A 15,362-nucleotide genomic window follows, 5' to 3' on the forward strand; every position below is an offset into this window, starting at 1 on the left:
GGAGCAATTTCCATGCAATATCAGTTTCCTGACAATTTCTGGTGGGGCAGTGCCAGTTCAGCTCCGCAAACAGAGGGTAACAGCCTTAACGCGGGTAAAAGCGCCACGATTTGGGATCACTGGTTTCAGCAGCAGCCTTCGCGTTTTCATCAGCAGATTGGCCCGGCAGACACCTCAGGTTTTTATCAGCACTGGCGTGAAGATATCGCCTTGTTAAAGCAGCTTAATCACAACACCTTTCGCACGTCGATTTCGTGGGCGCGTTTAATACCGGACGGGCGCGGTGCGCTGAATCCGCAGGCGGTGGAGTTTTACCAGCAGATGATTGACGAGATGCTGGCGCAGGGGATTACGCCGTTTATCAATCTGTTTCATTTTGATATGCCGCTGGTAATGCAGCAGCAGGGCGGCTGGGAAAACCGCGAGGTGGTCGCCGCTTATGCTGACTATGCCGATCAGTGTTTTCAGCTGTTTGGCGACCGGGTGAAGCACTGGTTTACCTTTAACGAGCCAATTGTGCCGGTAGAGGGCGGTTATCTGTATGATTTCCACTATCCGAATGTGGTGGATTTTAAACGCGCGGCGACGGTGGCTTATCATACGATGCTGGCCCATGCGCTGGCGGTTAAAAAATATCGTCAGCGTCAGCAGGACGGTGAAATAGGTATTATCCTCAACCTGACACCGTCGTACGCCCGCTCTGAGAATCCGGCAGATCGGCAGGCGGCTAATATCGCCGACCTGATGTTCAATCGCAGTTTCCTCGATCCGGCGCTGCGTGGAGAGTATCCGCAACAGCTGATTGAGTTACTGGCGCAGCATGGTCAGTTACCGGCGTGTCAGCCAGGCGACAGCGCACTGCTGGCGAGTGGCATCGTCGATTTACTGGGGATCAATTACTATCAGCCACGACGAATTAAAGCTCGCGACTCGCTGGTTAATCCCGACAGCCCGTTTATGCCAGAGTGGTTTTTTGACCACTATGAGATGCCGGGCAGGAAAATGAATCCTTATCGTGGCTGGGAGATTTACGAGCCGGGGATTTATGACATTCTGACCAATCTGCGGCAAAATTATGCCAATCCGCGCTGCTTTATTTCGGAGAACGGTATGGGCGTCGAAAATGAAGGGCGCTTTGCGCAACATGGTCAGATTCAGGATGATTACCGTATCGATTTCGTTCGGGAGCATTTGCAGTGGGTTCATCGTGGTATCAGTGAGGGCAGTCACTGCCTCGGGTATCATATGTGGACTTTTATCGATAACTGGTCATGGTGCAATGCCTATAAAAACCGCTATGGATTTGTCCAGCTTGACCTGCAAACACAGCAGCGCAGTGTGAAAAAAAGTGGTGAATGGTTTGCCCGCACCGCCAGCGAAAACGGCTTTTCCAGCCAGCAGTAGACATTACAGAGAGCAATGATGGCGAGTATTAACGATGTATCGCGTCTGGCCCAGGTATCCAAAGCAACAGTTTCACGCGTGCTGAGTGGCAGTCGTGGCGTCAAAGAGGAGAGCCGTGATGCGGTTCTCCGTGCAGTGGAGATTCTCAACTACAAACCGAATGTCATTGCGCAGTCACTTACCAGCCAGACCACCCACTGTATTGGGGTGATCTGCGCCACGGAGCATATCCAGCAGGCCACGGGTTATCTGCAGGCGCTGGAGAAACAGCTGAGTTTGCACCAAAAGCATCTGTTGTTACGCTTTGCCAATACTACCGCGTCGGTTGAGCAGGCGATTTCTGAACTCAGTACCGGATTATGTGATGCGGTGATGGTGGTTGGCGCACGTTTTCCGCTGCCTTCCAGCGCGCAACAGGCGGTACTGATCGACTGTCTGAACGCCTCGGGTAAACAGCAGATTGGCATTGATTATGAATTTGCCAGTCAGACCGCCAGTCACTATCTGTTTACTCAGCAGCGCCGCAAAATCGCGCTGCTGAATTTCAATCGGGGTGAGGCGGCAGAGCAGGTTTTGCAGGGCTATCGTTGCGCGCTGGAAAGCATGGCGATGCCGTTTAACCGACAGTTAATCATGGATGAAGAGCAGTCTGTCAGCGTGGCATTGCAGGGATTGATTAATCGTCGGGTGGCCTTTGATGCGGTACTGGTGACGGATTATTACCAGGGTCTGGAGGTGGTCGAGTTGCTGAAACAATATCAGCTGGCGGTACCGCAGCAGGTAATGGTGTTTAGTATCGATGGATCGACGGCTGCTTTTGCTGACCCGCTGCTGCCGCTGATTAGCTTTCCACTGGAAACGCTGGCTCAGCGTGCCATTAAACTGATTGTCGGCAGCGAGCAAGATTTTCCGCCATTGCGCGGCAGTTTATTGACGCCCTGGTAAAAAAAACGGGCCAGTTTGACTGGCCCATCATCAAGCTTCGGCTCACTGAAATTGCAGATAAGCCACGTGAGTTTGTAGATACTCTTCCAGTCCATGACGGCCATCGGCACCGCCAACCCCGGATTTACGCCATCCGGCGTGGAACCCATGCATTGCTTCAAAGTTTTCGCGGTTAATATAGGTTTCACCAAACTTCAGTTTGCGCAGCGCAATCATCGCCGTATTGATATTGCTGGTGAAAATCGACGACGTCAGGCCATACTCACTGTCATTGGCCATTTCAATCGCTTCATCCAGCGTGCGGAAAGTGGCGACCGGCAGCACCGGCCCGAAAATTTCTTCATGCATAATTGGCATCTGCTGCTTCACGTTGGTAAGAATGGTTGGCTGGAAGAAGAAGCCTTTATTCCCGGCTCGTTTACCACCGATAATCACCTGTGCGCCTTGTTCTACGGCTTTAGCTACTTTCTCTTCAACGCGCTGCAATGCCGCGGCGGTAATTAACGGGCCCATATCCAGCTCTTTTTGCTGCGCCGGATCGCCAAAGGTCACCTGCTGAAAAGCGGCGGTAAGGCGGGTGATAAAGTTATCGTATATCTCTTCCTGTACATATACGCGCTCGGCGCAGTTGCACACCTGTCCGCTATTGATCACGCGTGAACTGACGATCGCCTTCACGGCGATATCAAGGTCAGCATCATTCATCACGATAGCGGGGGCTTTACCGCCCAGCTCCAGCGAAACTTTAGTGACGTTTGGTGCGGCGGCCTTCATGGTTTCAATTCCGGCGTTAACACTGCCGGTTAAACTGACCATACCCACTTTAAGGTTGGCTGCCAGCTCCTGACCGACCGTTGGGCCGTAGCCAAACACCATATTCAGCACGCCTTTTGGCAGACCTATGCTGTCGACAATTTCGGCGAAGATCACCGCATTATTAGGGGTTAACTCACTCGGTTTAATCACAATGGTATTGCCGGTAATCAGCGCCGGTGCGGCTTTACGTGCAATTAAAAAGAACGGAAAGTTCCACGGCAGAATACCGGTAGTGACGCCGATAGCTTTTTTAAATATCAGGATATTTTCGTTTGGACGGTCGCTCTGCACGATCTCGCCCTCGTAGCGGCGCGCCCACTCAGCCATATAATCCAGGTAGTCGGCGGTAAACAGCACTTCGGTCTGCGCCAGCGCAAAGGTTTTCCCTCCCTCAGCGACGATAACATCCGTCAGTTCATCCGCGCGTTGGCGAATGCCGTCAGCAATTTTATGCAGCCAGACGCCGCGTTCAACCGCCGGCAGCGCTTCCCAGCCTGGCTGAGCAGCTTCGGCGGCATCGATAGCGCGTTTAGCATCATCGGCGCTGCCTTCCGGGATCTGCGAAATAACCTGCTCGGTTGAGGGATTGATCACCTCGATCCATTTGTCACTGTGGTTTTCAACAAACTGTCCGTTGATATACATGCGTTGCTGAGGGGTTGCCATTTTCCGGATCTCCGTCACGAGTAGTGATGTTTTTTGTTAATGCGTTGCAAAACTGCTGTTGATTAAGCAAAAAGTGACGCAGTTTGTCTCCCGGCACCTTTCTCTGATTGCCATGAAAACGTTGTCGCTGGCAATAACGTTATGTTATGCCGCACAGCGCTAACAAATTGGTAAAAAACTCGCTTCAGCGGGCATTTACCGCGCCAGCGATCCCTGGGCAGCAGCCGGAGGCCACGACGAAATTTTGTGATCGCAGTCATTACCATCCACTGAATTTTGCCAGTTTTGCCTGACGCCGGGCAGCCAGCATAAGGTTGAGCAGGGCCCCAACTCTTTAGACTCCTCCGTACTCAGTAAACCGTACGGTTGCTGATGGCCTCTGACTACGAAGGAATAATAATGGATAACGCAATCCTGCTCGGTATTATGTGGCACCTGGTCGGTGCAGCCAGCGCCGCGTGCTTTTATGCGCCGCTGAAGAAAGTCAAAAATTGGTCATGGGAAACAATGTGGTCGGTGGGGGGAATTATGTCATGGCTGATTCTGCCGTGGCTGGTCAGCGCCATCCTGCTGCCGCAGTTCTGGCAATACTATGCTTCATTCGATCTTGCGACCCTGATGCCGGTATTTCTGTTCGGCGCAATGTGGGGAATCGGCAATATCAATTACGGTCTGACAATGCGCTATCTCGGCATGTCGATGGGCATCGGTATTGCCATCGGTATTACGCTGGTGGTGGGCACACTGATGACGCCGCTGCTACAGGGGCGTTTTGTCGAACTGTTCAGCTCATCAGGTGGCCGCCTGACACTGTTGGGCGTGCTGGTGGCGCTGATCGGCGTCGCGGTGGTGGCGCGCGCAGGATTACTGAAAGAACGCGCGATGGGGATTCAGGCGGAAGAGTTTAATCTGCGAAAAGGGCTGGTACTGGCGGTAGTATGCGGTATTTTCTCAGCCGGTATGTCTTTTGCCATGGATGCAGCGAAGCCGATGCATGAAGCGGCGGAGGCTCTGGGTATCGATCCACTGTACGTAGCGCTGCCAAGCTATGTGGTAATAATGGGCGGCGGTGCGCTGGTTAATCTCGCCTACTGCTTTATTCGCCTGGCGACGAAACCAAATCTGTCGATTAAGGCGGATTTCTCGGTGGCTAAGCCGTTGTTAATTGCCAACGTGCTGTTTGCCTTACTCGGCGGCACCATGTGGTATCTGCAATTCTTCTTCTACGCCTGGGGCCATGCCAATATTCCGACGCAGTATGACTACATCAGCTGGATGCTGCATATGAGTTTCTATGTACTGTGCGGCGGTATTGTCGGGCTGGTGTTAAAAGAGTGGAAATCGGCAGGGCGTCGACCCGTGGGTGTGTTAAGTATTGGTTGCCTGGTCATTATTCTGGCAGCAAATATTGTTGGTTTAGGTATGGCGCAATAATACAGGAAGCTATTATTTGATATTGCCCTTTCGCTGAAATAACAGAAAGGGCAATAATTTTTAGTTGCAACGGTTGATAATTTTGAGCTGAGATGCTGATTTTAGAATTACGCGTATCAGTATTTCAGTCAAACTCACTAAACCCATCACGCCGTTTTCATCGCCGCTTTTCCCGCCTGTTCAAATCGCTGACGCCATGCGCTGGGCGTCATACCGGTTTCGCGAGTAAATACTACCGAGAAATAGTTGCTGTCATCAAAGCCGCAGCGTGCCGCCACCTGACCGATCAGACAGTCGCTACAGCGCAGCAAATACTTTGCCCGACACAGCTGTAACTGACGCACATAGTGACTGATGGTCATACCGGTTTGCTGTCGAAATAGCTGTTTCAGTGCCCGTTCAGACAGTTTGCTGTGCTGGCAAAATAGCGCCAGGTCGAAAGGCGTCTCACTGTCGGCCTGAATCGCCGCCATTAACAGATCCAGCTGTTCACCCTCCGGTTGTTCATAGGCACGGTCGACCGCATAACGATAGCGCCGCAGAATCAACGCCAGTTGCAAAAACAGCGCTTCGGTCAGCTGTAAAGAGAGCAGATCGCTTTTACGGCTCTCCTGTTCAAGCTGCGTAATGACATTGCGCGCCATTGCCATACCACGGGTGGTCAGCCGCCAGCATGCGGGATGATCAGGGTCATCCATTGGCAACAGTTGTGACCAGTCCAGCCCCAGCTTGAAACGCTCCGGACAGTAAATAATATTATCGAGCACCAGATCGTTTACCGACTCATAGCTGTGACAATCGCTGTCTTTAATATAAAAAATATCGCCACATGTGACCGGCCACGGGCGATCATTGAGGATATGCAGGCCATTTCCACGCCAGACAATGACGATCTCATAAAACTCGTGGCGGTGCGGCGGAAACGACGGCTGCGGCGCGCGGTCAGCAACCGCCACCGGCATGGCATCCGAAGGAAAATAATCCGCTCTGGCCAGCACAAGGCTCATTCATCATCCTCTTACAGTGTTTGCTGCCGTTCGGCGCGCGGTGCACAACCAAACTCACGTTTAAATAGCGTCGAAAAGTGGTTACTGTCGCCGAAACCACATTGAAATGCGATATCGGTAATTCTTTGATCGCTGTGACGCAACAGATGGCGCGCCTGCAACAAACGCAGCCGGTTAAGATAGCGCTGCGGCGTACTGCCGGTTTGCTGTTTCATCTGACGGTGCAGGGTGCGCAGGGATAACGAAAAACTGTCCGCCAGCGCGTCCCAGTCAACATCATCACTGTAATGATCGTTAAGCCAGTCCAGCAAGCGACGCAGGCGACCGTCCTGATCGTCACTGTGTTGTTCGCGGCAGCCCTGACGTAACAGCATCAACAATTGCATAAAGCGCAGCTCCTGCTCTGCCTGCTGTTCCAGTGAAAACTCGGGCGGCAAGTGGCTCAACTGGTCGATTACCGCTTTGGCTTGTGCCATCAGCTTATTACCGATGCGCCAGTGCGACGGATATCGTCCGTCCTGCTCCTGCGGCAATAAATCGCGCAGCCCGGTTAGAAAACGAAAAGCATCAGGGCCGCGATATAACACATTGGTCAGATGCAGATTTTCTGTCTGTTCATACAGATGCCGGTCGTGATCGCGCACGAAGCAGATGCATCCGCCGCACAGTGTTTGTGGCTGACCGTTAAATACATGAATGCCAGAACCTTGCTCCACCAGTACGATTTCATGGAAGTCATGATGATGTTCAGGAAAAGCGCCCTGAGGCGCGCGCGGTTCAATGGCAACCGGAAATCCTCCGCTCGGAAAGAAATCAGCGCTGTGTAATACCGTCATGATTCGCCCTCTGTTAACAAACCTGTAACCGATACTAAATCAGCGCGGATTAACCTTACCTTGAATTTTGCACGGGGAAACTCGCTTAACGCGCTAATTTTTCGAGAATCATTGGGAAAAAATCAGAAATGCGTAATGCGTCACATCTGCCGCAGGCAGGGGGGAAAAACGAAACTGTGAGCTGATTCACGTTCACCTTTGCGCATTTGCCAGCGAGTTCGGGTTGCTGGCAATGTCAGCAAGGTGGCAAACGTGGCGAACTTTACACTGGTGGCACTGAATCACCAGGAAGTTAAATCCATGACCATTCGCAATATTGTAGCCATCGATCTTGGCGCCTCAAGTGGGCGAGTGATGCTGGGGCGTTATCAGTCGGAAGACGGCAACCTGACGCTGCGTGAAGTCAGCCGTTTTGCAAATCAGCGACTGATGGTGGAAGGCTACGATTGCTGGGATGTTGATGCGCTGGAAGCCGAAATTCGCTGCGGACTGGCACTGCTGGAGAGTGAAGGTATTGTACCGGATAGTATCGGGATCGATACCTGGGGCGTCGATCTGGTGCTGATCGATGCCGACGGTCAGCGAGTTGGCCTGCCGATCTCCTACCGCGACAAACGCACCCACGGCCTGATGGCTAAAGCTGAACGTGAGCTGGGGCGGCAGGCAATCTATCAGCGCACCGGTATTCAGTTTTTACCGTTTAACACGCTGTATCAGCTGCGTGCCTTTAGCGATGCGCACCCGGAGCTGGCTGAAGGTGTCGCCCATGCGTTACTGATGCCCGACTATCTGCATTATCGGCTGACCGGTCAGCTGAACTGGGAGTACACCAATGCGACCACCACGCAGTTACTGAATATCAATAGCGGCGGGTGGGATGAAACGTTGCTGCAGTGGGCTGGCGCGAAACCCGAGTGGTTTGGCACGCCGTCTCAGCCTGGAAAACCACTCGGCGAGTGGAAAAATGCGCAGGGCAAAAAGGTGCCGGTGATTGCGGTAGCCAGCCACGATACTGCCAGTGCGATTCTCGCCACGCCATTAGCGGATGATGACAGCGCTTATCTCAGCTCCGGCACCTGGTCATTAATGGGTTTTGAGAGCCATCAGCCGCTGACCGGCGGCAGCGCGTTGCGGGCCAATATCACCAATGAGGGCGGGGCTGAAGGCCGCTATCGGGTGCTGAAAAATATTATGGGACTGTGGCTGTTACAGCGGGTTTGTGACGAGTTGCAGATTGCCGATCTCTGCCAGCTGATTCACGAGGCATCCCAGCTGCCTGCCTGCAAATTCGTCATCAATCCTAATGATGAGCGCTTTATCAATCCCGCCAGCATGGTGCGCGAAATTCAGGATGCCTGCGCCGGACAGTCGATGGCTATTCCGCAAACCGCCTGCGAACTGGCGCGCTGCATATTTGACAGTCTGGCGCTGCTGTATCGCCAGGTGATTGATGAGCTGGCGCAGTTGCGCGGTAAAAACTTCAGCCAGCTGCACATCGTCGGCGGCGGCAGTCAAAACCATTTTCTAAATCAGCTGTGCGCCAATGCCTGCAATCTGCCGGTCAGCGCCGGTCCGATCGAGGCCTCGACGCTGGGAAATATCGGCTGTCAGCTGATTGCGCTCGGCGAAGTGACGGATATCCGCCAGTTCCGTCAGCAGGTGGCTCAAAACTTCCCGCAGCACAAGCTTAAACCCTATCACGAGAGCGCTTTCACGGCCTGCTGGCCGCGTTTTCAGGCGCTCAGTCAACCTACGAAGGAGCTTTGCCTATGACCCGGTTAATCGAACAGGCTTTCGAACTGGCGAAACAGCGTTTTTCAGCCATCGGCGTGGATGTCGATGCCGCGATGGCGCAACTGGATCAACTGCCAGTCTCAATGCACTGCTGGCAGGGCGATGATGTACGCGGCTTTGAAAACCCGCAGGGTGGATTGACCGGCGGTATTCAGGCCACCGGTAATTATCCGGGCAAGGCGCGCAGTGCAACAGAACTTCGTGCCGATCTTGATCTGGCGATGGCACTGATTCCGGGACCAAAACGTCTGAATCTGCACGCCATCTATCTGGAGAGCGATCGGCCGGTTGAGCGCAATGCCATCGAGCCGCAGCATTTCGCTAACTGGGTGGAGTGGGCGAAGCGCAACAAGTTGGGACTGGATTTTAACCCGACCTGTTTTTCGCATCCGCTGAGTGCTGACGGCTTTACGCTGGCACACAGTAATGCGGAAATCCGTCAGTTCTGGATTGATCACTGTAAGGCCAGTCGTAAGATCTCGGCGTATTTTGGTGAGCAGCTCGGCACACCATCGGTCATGAACATCTGGGTGCCGGACGGCATGAAGGATTTGACCATAGATCGTCTGGCTCCGCGTCAGCGCCTGATGAACTCGCTGGATGAGATCATCAAAGAGAAACTCAATCCTGAGCACCATATCGATGCGGTAGAGAGCAAGCTGTTTGGCATTGGTGCGGAAAGCTACACCGTGGGTTCCAATGAGTTCTGCCTCGGTTATGCCGCCAGCCGCCAGACGGCACTGACGCTGGATGCCGGGCATTTTCATCCAACCGAAGTGATTTCCGACAAGATTTCCACCGCCATGCTGTATGTGCCGCGCCTGCTGCTGCACGTCAGCCGTCCGGTGCGCTGGGACAGTGACCACGTGGTGCTGCTGGATGATGAAACGCAGGCGATTGCCAGTGAAATTGTGCGTCAGCGGCTGTTCGATAAAGTCCATATCGGGCTGGATTTCTTCGATGCCTCAATTAACCGCATTGCCGCCTGGGTAATTGGCACGCGCAATGCCAAAAAAGCCTTACTGCGCGCCTTGCTGGAGCCGGTGCAACAGCTGCGTGAACGGGAGCTGGCGGGGGATTACACCGCACGCCTGGCACTGTTGGAAGAGCAAAAATCACTGCCGTGGCAAGCAGTCTGGGAAAGTTACTGTTTACGCCATGATGTACCTGCGGATGCCAGCTGGCTGGGCGATGTGCGCAATTACGAACAACAAATACTCAGTCAACGCTAAGGATCTATTATGCAAAGCATTCTTTCTTCATGGTTTGTACAGGGAATGGTGAAGGCCACCAGTGATATGTGGCTGAAAGGCTGGGACGAACGTAACGGTGGTAATATCAGCCTGCGCCTGCTGGACGAGGAGGTTAAACCGTTTGCCGCCGATTTCTGTGCTGAACCGCGCCATCTTGAACTGAGCCAGCCGGCACCGGCGCTGGCTAACTGCTGGTTCCTCGTTACCGGTTCCGGTAAGTTTTTTCGTAATGTGCAGCTTGATCCTGCCGACAGCCTGGTACTGTTGCAGGTCAGCGAGGATGGATTATCGTTCCGCATTCATTGGGGGCTGGTTAATGGCGGGGTGCCAACCTCAGAACTGGCTTCGCATTTTCAGTCTCATTCGGTGCGAAAACAGCTGACCAACGGTAGCGACCGGGTGATTATGCACTGTCACGCCACCAACTTTATCGCGTTGAGCTATGTGCTGGAACTGGATGCTGCCAGCTTTACCCGACAGTTATGGGAAGGCAGCACCGAGTGTCTGGTGGTGTTCCCTGATGGTGTTGGTATCGTGCCGTGGATGGTGCCGGGAACGGACGGAATTGGGGCAAAAACCGCTGAACAGATGAAATCACACAGCCTGGTATTATGGCCATTCCACGGTATCTTTGGTGCCGGGCCGACGCTGGATGAGACATTCGGCCTGATTGATACTGCTGAAAAATCCTCAGAAGTATTGGTAAAAGTCATCTCAATGGGCGGCATGAAACAGACCATCAGCACCGATGAACTGGTGGCGCTCGGTGAGCGTTTTGGCGTGCATCCGTGGGCGGCGGCACTGAATGTCGGTAAGCGCAATGTTGCGTAAAGCCTTTGTGATGCAGGTGTATCCGGATGCTCATGCAGCATACCAGCAGCGGCATACGCCGATTTGGCCTGAACTCGAACAGACGCTGAAGCAGCACGGTGCGCATAATTACAGCATTTTTCTCGATGCAGAGCGTAATCTGCTGTTTGCTTATGTCGAAATTGAGTCACAGGCACGTTGGGATGACGTGGCGCAAACTGAAGTTTGTCAGCGCTGGTGGCGATCGATGCGGGAGCTGATGCCATCAAATGCGGATAACAGCCCGGTGAGCGAAGCGTTAAGCGAAGTGTTTTATCTGGCGTAGTAAAGAGTGCCATGACGGGCAGTCTGCCAGCCGTCATGGCACTCAACACCGCCACTAATCAGGCTGGCAAAGCGGTGTGAAGTTGCTCTTAATCAGCGACGGCAACCGTTCTGCAATCTTATGCAGGCATTACCAGCGTTGGCCATAACCGCATCACGGTATCGATAATCCCTTCCAGTTCTTCACGCGAGGCGCCTTCGCGGGCGCGCACTGACATCCCTTGCAGCACGCAGGAGAGATATTTCGCCATCGCATCGGTATCGCAGGTGCGGGCTATTTCGCCTTGCTGCTGGCGCTGTTGCAGGAACTCAAATAGCGTCGCCTCTTGTGAGTTATGGCGCGTGCGCAGCATTTCTGCCACCTCAGAAGATGCCGCAGAGAGCGCGGTAGAAGTGCAGATAAAAAAGCAGCCGGCCGGCTTTTCCCGATCGGTGAAACAGGCGGCAGTCGAGCGGAAATAGTTTTCGATACCCTGAGCCACCGTGCGATCGGGGCAGGCGAGTGCCGCTTTACGCTGTTGGGCAAACTTCTCGATATAACGGTCCATTGCCGCACGAAACAATCCTTCTTTATTCTCAAATTCGGCATACAGCGTTGGCGCTTTGGCGCCGGTGGCGGCCACCAGATCGGACAGTGATGTGGCTTCATAACCGTGCGCCCAGAACAGCTCAAGCGCTTTGTCCAGCGCCGTTTCACGATCAAAAAGTTTCGGCCTGCCGCGACCTTTCTTCACACCGACGTCCTGATGAACTGGCATATGTCCTCACTTAACATTCGCTAACCCTGCAATTAAATTACCGATCATTAAATAATTATGCAAGTGCGGCGGAGTGTCATCGTGTCACCGCGGTCTACTGCACGCAATATGCCGCGACATTAAAAATTTAATGCCATGAATATCAATCATATGATTATTAAATTAACGATCATTATAAAATTAGTTTGACGACCGGCAGGGCAAAGGTTTAGCATTTAGTTATCGATCGTTAACTAAATAACGATAACCACACTACTTCACCAGATTGAGAGAGAAGATAATGAAAAACGTTAAAATTGCCCTGATTGCCGTCAGCTTGTCCACACTGTCATTTGCTGGTTTTGCAGCAGACCAGATTAATTTTACGCCGGTCGATCAACAGAAAATCGGGGTGGTTAGTGCGAGTGGCAGTTCGGATCTGAGCTCACTTGAGAGCCAGTTAGCAGAGAAAGCGGAAGCCGCAGGTGCAAAGTCGTTCCGCATCACTTCGACCTCTGGTCAGAACAAGTTGCATGGCACCGCGGTAATTTATAACTAATTGGTTATCGCGCAGCACGAGGGCTTCGCCAGTCAACAATGACTGACGAAGCCTTTTCTGCTTTAGCCGTTGCTGCGCAGCTGAGGATAACGGCGGAAGATAAACAGACACCAGAGCAGGGCAATAAGACCGAGTATTGCACCGGCGTTGCCGACATCGGCCATCTCCAGATGGGTACTGACCTGGTTACCCAACAGCGCGCCAGCGCCGATCCCGATATTATAAATCCCGGAAAACAGTGACATCGCCACATCGGTGGCATCCGGTGCCAGCGAAAGTACGCGTACCTGCATCGCCAGACCAATCATCATCATCGCCATTCCCCAGACAATGCACAGCACGGAAATTGCCTGCGGATGAATGGCAGCAAACAGCAGCAAGCCCATGCAAAGCGTGATCAGACTAATGGCGCTGATCAGCAAGCTTGAAGGGAATTTATTGCCAAATACGCTGAAAATAATGCTGCCTAAAATGCCTGCCGCACCAAAAATCAGCAGCAAGAAGGTGGTAAAGTTCTCACCCATCGATGCCACGCTCTGCATAAACGGCTCAATATAGCTGTAAGCGGTGTAGTGCGCAGTCACCACCAGCGTGGTCAGCAGATACAGGCCAACCAGTGCCGGGCGTTTAAACAGCACCGGTACACTGCTCAGCGAGCCGGTATGTTCGCTTGGCAGTTTAGGCAACAGTTTTGCCAGCATCAGCAGCAACACCAGCGCCGAAGCGGCAATCATGCCGAAGGTCATCCGCCAGCCGAGGTACTGACCAATAATGCGACCGATCGGCACCCCCAGTACCATTGCCAGCGCAGTGCCGGTAGCCAGCATGCTCAGCGCCTGGGTTTTTTTGCCGGCAGGCGCGACGCGGATCGCCAGCGATGCGGTAATTGACCAGAAAATGGCGTGTGACAGTGCGATGCCGATACGTGAAGCCACCAGCGACCAGAAATCCCATGCCAGTACTGACATCACATGACTGATAACAAACAGGGCAATAATCGACATCAGCAATAAGCGGCGTTCCACCTTGCGGGTTGCCAGCATCAGCGGCAGCGACATAAGCGCCACCACCCAGGCATAGATGGTCAACATAATGCCGACGTCAGGGGTTTTCATTGAGAAGCTGCTGGCGATATCGGACAGTAAACCTACCGGCACAAACTCGGTAGTATTGAAGATAAACGCCGCGACAGAGAGCAGAACGACGCGCAGCCAGGCGGTTTTACGTGAAACTGTGGTTGATTGCATGGAGTTAACAGAATAGTAAGGGAAAGATTATTTCGGCTCAGCGAAATCCACAGGGGCGAAAAAAGTGACACCCATCACATTTAGACCGGTATTGTGTTTTATTTATGCGATGAGATAAACCGAAATATCAACAAAACCGATATTTTTTTTATCCTCTTTAACAACTCGTCAACCGGGCCAGAACGTCGGTTTCTGGCGCGCTTTACGACCGCAGTATTTAAGATATCCGGCGCTGGAACGCTGGAAAAACCCTCCGCATGAGGTTTATTATCTGTGTTCCTTTCAGCTTAATCCCCTGACAAACTTGGATAAATGGAATGACCGCCTGTGAATAACAACCCCGAAAAGCTGAGCCCCATCAGCATTGTGCTGCTGGGGCTGGTGCAAATCCTGTCGTGGGGTGGCTCGTTTTATATTATGGCGGTGCTGGCTGCACCGGTCGTGCAAGAGACAGGCTGGTCGCAGCAGTGGGTATATGGCGCACTGTCGCTGGGTATTCTGGTGTCAGGATTGCTGGCGCCGCTCAGCGGCAGAATTATTTCGCGCTACGGCGGCCGCAGTATGCTGGCCAGCAGTGGGCTGGTGATGGCGGCCGGGCTGGTGATTATCGGGCTATCACATGCACTCTGGCTATTTTTACTGGCCTGGGTGCTGGTCGGTGTTGGCATGGCGATGGGATTATATGACGCGCTGTTTGCCACATTGGGTACGCTGTACGGCGGCTTTGCCCGCAGTGCGATTACCGGCATCACGTTAATCTCCGGATTTTGTACCACGCTGGTGTGGCCGGGCACCGCGCTGCTGATTGAGTGGCTCGGCTGGCGCGATGCCTGCCTGGCGTATGCTGCGATCCTGGCGCTGACGGTATGGCCAATGTACTACTGGTCACTGCCTGCCAGCGCATCACTACCCAAGCAAAACCGGACAAAAACCAGCGGGCAGAACGCGATTGAACCGTATCTGTTCTGGCTGCTTTGTGCCATTTTTACTCTTGCGTCGGTGATTATGACGGCAATTTCCGTGCAGTTGATTACGCTGCTACAGGCCAGCGGCTACTCGCTGGCCGCTGCGCTGGCGGTCAGTGCCATTCTAGGGCCTTGCCAGGTGGCCTCACGACTGGTTGATGTCGCTTTTAAGCGTGGTCATCCCATCTGGACCACCTTTTTCTCGACCGGATTAGTCGCACTGGGGCTACTGACGCTGGCGCTGTTTCCGCATTTTGCGCTGTTAAGTATGCTGCTTTACGGGGCGGGCAACGGGCTTCGCGCCATTGTGCGCGGGACTTTGCCATTGGCGATGGTCAAACCGGAAGAGTATGCGCGGGTGGTTGGCCGCATGGCGCGTCCGGCATTGATTGGTCAGGCGATGACGCCGCTGGTCTGTGGCTATGTTTATCAGGCGATGGGGGCGCAGGCGACTATCTGGTTATTATGCGCACTGGCGCTGATTAATCTGCTGCTGGTGTGTATGCTTAAACGCGCGTTGCCGATGCATCGCGCGCCCGTAACAGACAAACCGGCGGTGTGATTC

14 protein-coding genes are annotated in these 15,362 nt (G+C 53.3%); 9 read left to right on the plus strand and 5 right to left on the minus strand.

Annotated features, from left to right (window positions below; translation table 11 throughout):
* The first annotated feature begins 12 nt into the window (after window positions 1-12).
* Both ACP3TC_RS10165 and ACP3TC_RS10170 read left to right on the plus strand, forming a co-directional pair.
* Entirely contained in the window at window positions 13-1,404 is a 1,392-nt protein-coding gene (locus tag ACP3TC_RS10165; protein ID WP_313852030.1) for a glycoside hydrolase family 1 protein, read from the plus strand.
* An 18-nt stretch (window positions 1,405-1,422) separates the two neighbouring features.
* Complete coding sequence (locus ACP3TC_RS10170) at window positions 1,423-2,349, plus strand: LacI family DNA-binding transcriptional regulator (protein WP_390902539.1); 927 nt, start codon at window positions 1,423-1,425, stop codon at window positions 2,347-2,349.
* 42 nt (window positions 2,350-2,391) lie between these two features.
* On the opposite strand, the gene aldA is transcribed toward ACP3TC_RS10170, so the two are convergent.
* The gene (gene aldA, locus ACP3TC_RS10175) at window positions 2,392-3,831 is read right to left on the minus strand and encodes an aldehyde dehydrogenase (protein WP_426818133.1); all 1,440 of its coding nucleotides are present in this window, start codon (window positions 3,829-3,831) and stop codon (window positions 2,392-2,394) included.
* A gap of 399 nt (window positions 3,832-4,230) precedes the next feature.
* Here aldA and rhaT point away from each other — a divergent pair, with 399 nt between their 5' ends.
* Window positions 4,231-5,265, plus strand: coding sequence for an L-rhamnose/proton symporter RhaT (gene rhaT, locus ACP3TC_RS10180; protein WP_426818134.1), 1,035 nt, complete (start codon window positions 4,231-4,233; stop codon window positions 5,263-5,265).
* Window positions 5,266-5,411: 146 nt separating this feature from the next.
* Here rhaT and rhaR read toward each other — a convergent pair whose 3' ends face one another.
* Window positions 5,412-6,272, minus strand: coding sequence for an HTH-type transcriptional activator RhaR (gene rhaR, locus ACP3TC_RS10185; protein WP_313852026.1), 861 nt, complete (start codon window positions 6,270-6,272; stop codon window positions 5,412-5,414).
* Window positions 6,273-6,283: 11 nt separating this feature from the next.
* Entirely contained in the window at window positions 6,284-7,108 is an 825-nt protein-coding gene (gene rhaS, locus ACP3TC_RS10190) for an HTH-type transcriptional activator RhaS (protein WP_426818135.1), read from the minus strand.
* Window positions 7,109-7,408: 300 nt separating this feature from the next.
* Between rhaS and rhaB the strand changes: the two genes are divergently transcribed.
* Genes rhaB through rhaM form a run of 4 tightly spaced genes read left to right on the plus strand, consistent with a single transcriptional unit; the run spans window position 7,409 to window position 11,290 of the window.
* Complete coding sequence (gene rhaB, locus ACP3TC_RS10195; RefSeq protein ID WP_426818265.1) at window positions 7,409-8,881, plus strand: rhamnulokinase; 1,473 nt, start codon at window positions 7,409-7,411, stop codon at window positions 8,879-8,881.
* Window positions 8,878-10,134: an L-rhamnose isomerase gene (locus tag ACP3TC_RS10200; protein WP_313852024.1), complete on the plus strand. Its 1,257-nt coding sequence runs from the start codon at window positions 8,878-8,880 to the stop codon at window positions 10,132-10,134. Before rhaB ends, ACP3TC_RS10200 begins: the two co-directional genes overlap by 4 nt.
* 9 nt (window positions 10,135-10,143) lie before the next feature.
* Complete coding sequence (gene rhaD, locus ACP3TC_RS10205) at window positions 10,144-10,986, plus strand: rhamnulose-1-phosphate aldolase (protein WP_313852023.1); 843 nt, start codon at window positions 10,144-10,146, stop codon at window positions 10,984-10,986.
* Window positions 10,976-11,290: an L-rhamnose mutarotase gene (rhaM, locus tag ACP3TC_RS10210; protein ID WP_313857720.1), complete on the plus strand. Its 315-nt coding sequence runs from the start codon at window positions 10,976-10,978 to the stop codon at window positions 11,288-11,290. The genes rhaD and rhaM overlap by 11 nt, the downstream gene beginning before the upstream one ends.
* A gap of 118 nt (window positions 11,291-11,408) precedes the next feature.
* Here the strand turns inward: rhaM and ACP3TC_RS10215 are convergent, their stop codons facing one another.
* On the minus strand, window positions 11,409-12,047 hold the full coding sequence (locus ACP3TC_RS10215) for a TetR/AcrR family transcriptional regulator (RefSeq protein WP_426818136.1): 639 nt from the start codon (window positions 12,045-12,047) through the stop codon (window positions 11,409-11,411).
* Between the two features lie 280 nt (window positions 12,048-12,327).
* Here ACP3TC_RS10215 and bhsA point away from each other — a divergent pair, with 280 nt between their 5' ends.
* Entirely contained in the window at window positions 12,328-12,585 is a 258-nt protein-coding gene (bhsA, locus tag ACP3TC_RS10220) for a multiple stress resistance protein BhsA (protein WP_313852021.1), read from the plus strand.
* Between the two features lie 62 nt (window positions 12,586-12,647).
* On the opposite strand, the gene ACP3TC_RS10225 is transcribed toward bhsA, so the two are convergent.
* Entirely contained in the window at window positions 12,648-13,832 is a 1,185-nt protein-coding gene (locus tag ACP3TC_RS10225) for a sugar transporter (RefSeq protein WP_313852020.1), read from the minus strand.
* 327 nt (window positions 13,833-14,159) lie between these two features.
* Here ACP3TC_RS10225 and ACP3TC_RS10230 point away from each other — a divergent pair, with 327 nt between their 5' ends.
* Window positions 14,160-15,359 carry an MFS transporter gene (locus tag ACP3TC_RS10230; RefSeq protein ID WP_313852019.1) on the plus strand — a complete coding sequence of 400 codons (1,200 nt, stop codon included), beginning with the start codon at window positions 14,160-14,162 and terminating at the stop codon, window positions 15,357-15,359.
* Window positions 15,360-15,362 lie beyond the last annotated feature (3 nt).

It is taken from the genome of Winslowiella sp. 2C04, from assembly GCF_050037805.1.
Lineage (GTDB): Bacteria > Pseudomonadota > Gammaproteobacteria > Enterobacterales > Enterobacteriaceae > Erwinia > Erwinia toletana_A.

Excerpts from the sequence above, each read along its gene's own strand:
- ACP3TC_RS10165 (WP_313852030.1), top strand. The coding sequence starts at position 13 with ATGCAATATCAGTTTCCTGACAATTTCTGGTGGGGCAGTGCCAGTTCA.
- ACP3TC_RS10170 (WP_390902539.1), top strand. The coding sequence starts at position 1,423 with ATGGCGAGTATTAACGATGTATCGCGTCTGGCCCAGGTATCCAAAGCA.
- aldA (WP_426818133.1), bottom strand. The coding sequence starts at position 3,831 with ATGGCAACCCCTCAGCAACGCATGTATATCAACGGACAGTTTGTTGAA.
- rhaT (WP_426818134.1), top strand. The coding sequence starts at position 4,231 with ATGGATAACGCAATCCTGCTCGGTATTATGTGGCACCTGGTCGGTGCA.
- rhaR (WP_313852026.1), bottom strand. The coding sequence starts at position 6,272 with ATGAGCCTTGTGCTGGCCAGAGCGGATTATTTTCCTTCGGATGCCATG.
- rhaS (WP_426818135.1), bottom strand. The coding sequence starts at position 7,108 with ATGACGGTATTACACAGCGCTGATTTCTTTCCGAGCGGAGGATTTCCG.
- rhaB (WP_426818265.1), top strand. The coding sequence starts at position 7,409 with ATGACCATTCGCAATATTGTAGCCATCGATCTTGGCGCCTCAAGTGGG.
- ACP3TC_RS10200 (WP_313852024.1), top strand. The coding sequence starts at position 8,878 with ATGACCCGGTTAATCGAACAGGCTTTCGAACTGGCGAAACAGCGTTTT.
- rhaD (WP_313852023.1), top strand. The coding sequence starts at position 10,144 with ATGCAAAGCATTCTTTCTTCATGGTTTGTACAGGGAATGGTGAAGGCC.
- rhaM (WP_313857720.1), top strand. The coding sequence starts at position 10,976 with ATGTTGCGTAAAGCCTTTGTGATGCAGGTGTATCCGGATGCTCATGCA.
- ACP3TC_RS10215 (WP_426818136.1), bottom strand. The coding sequence starts at position 12,047 with ATGCCAGTTCATCAGGACGTCGGTGTGAAGAAAGGTCGCGGCAGGCCG.
- bhsA (WP_313852021.1), top strand. The coding sequence starts at position 12,328 with ATGAAAAACGTTAAAATTGCCCTGATTGCCGTCAGCTTGTCCACACTG.
- ACP3TC_RS10225 (WP_313852020.1), bottom strand. The coding sequence starts at position 13,832 with ATGCAATCAACCACAGTTTCACGTAAAACCGCCTGGCTGCGCGTCGTT.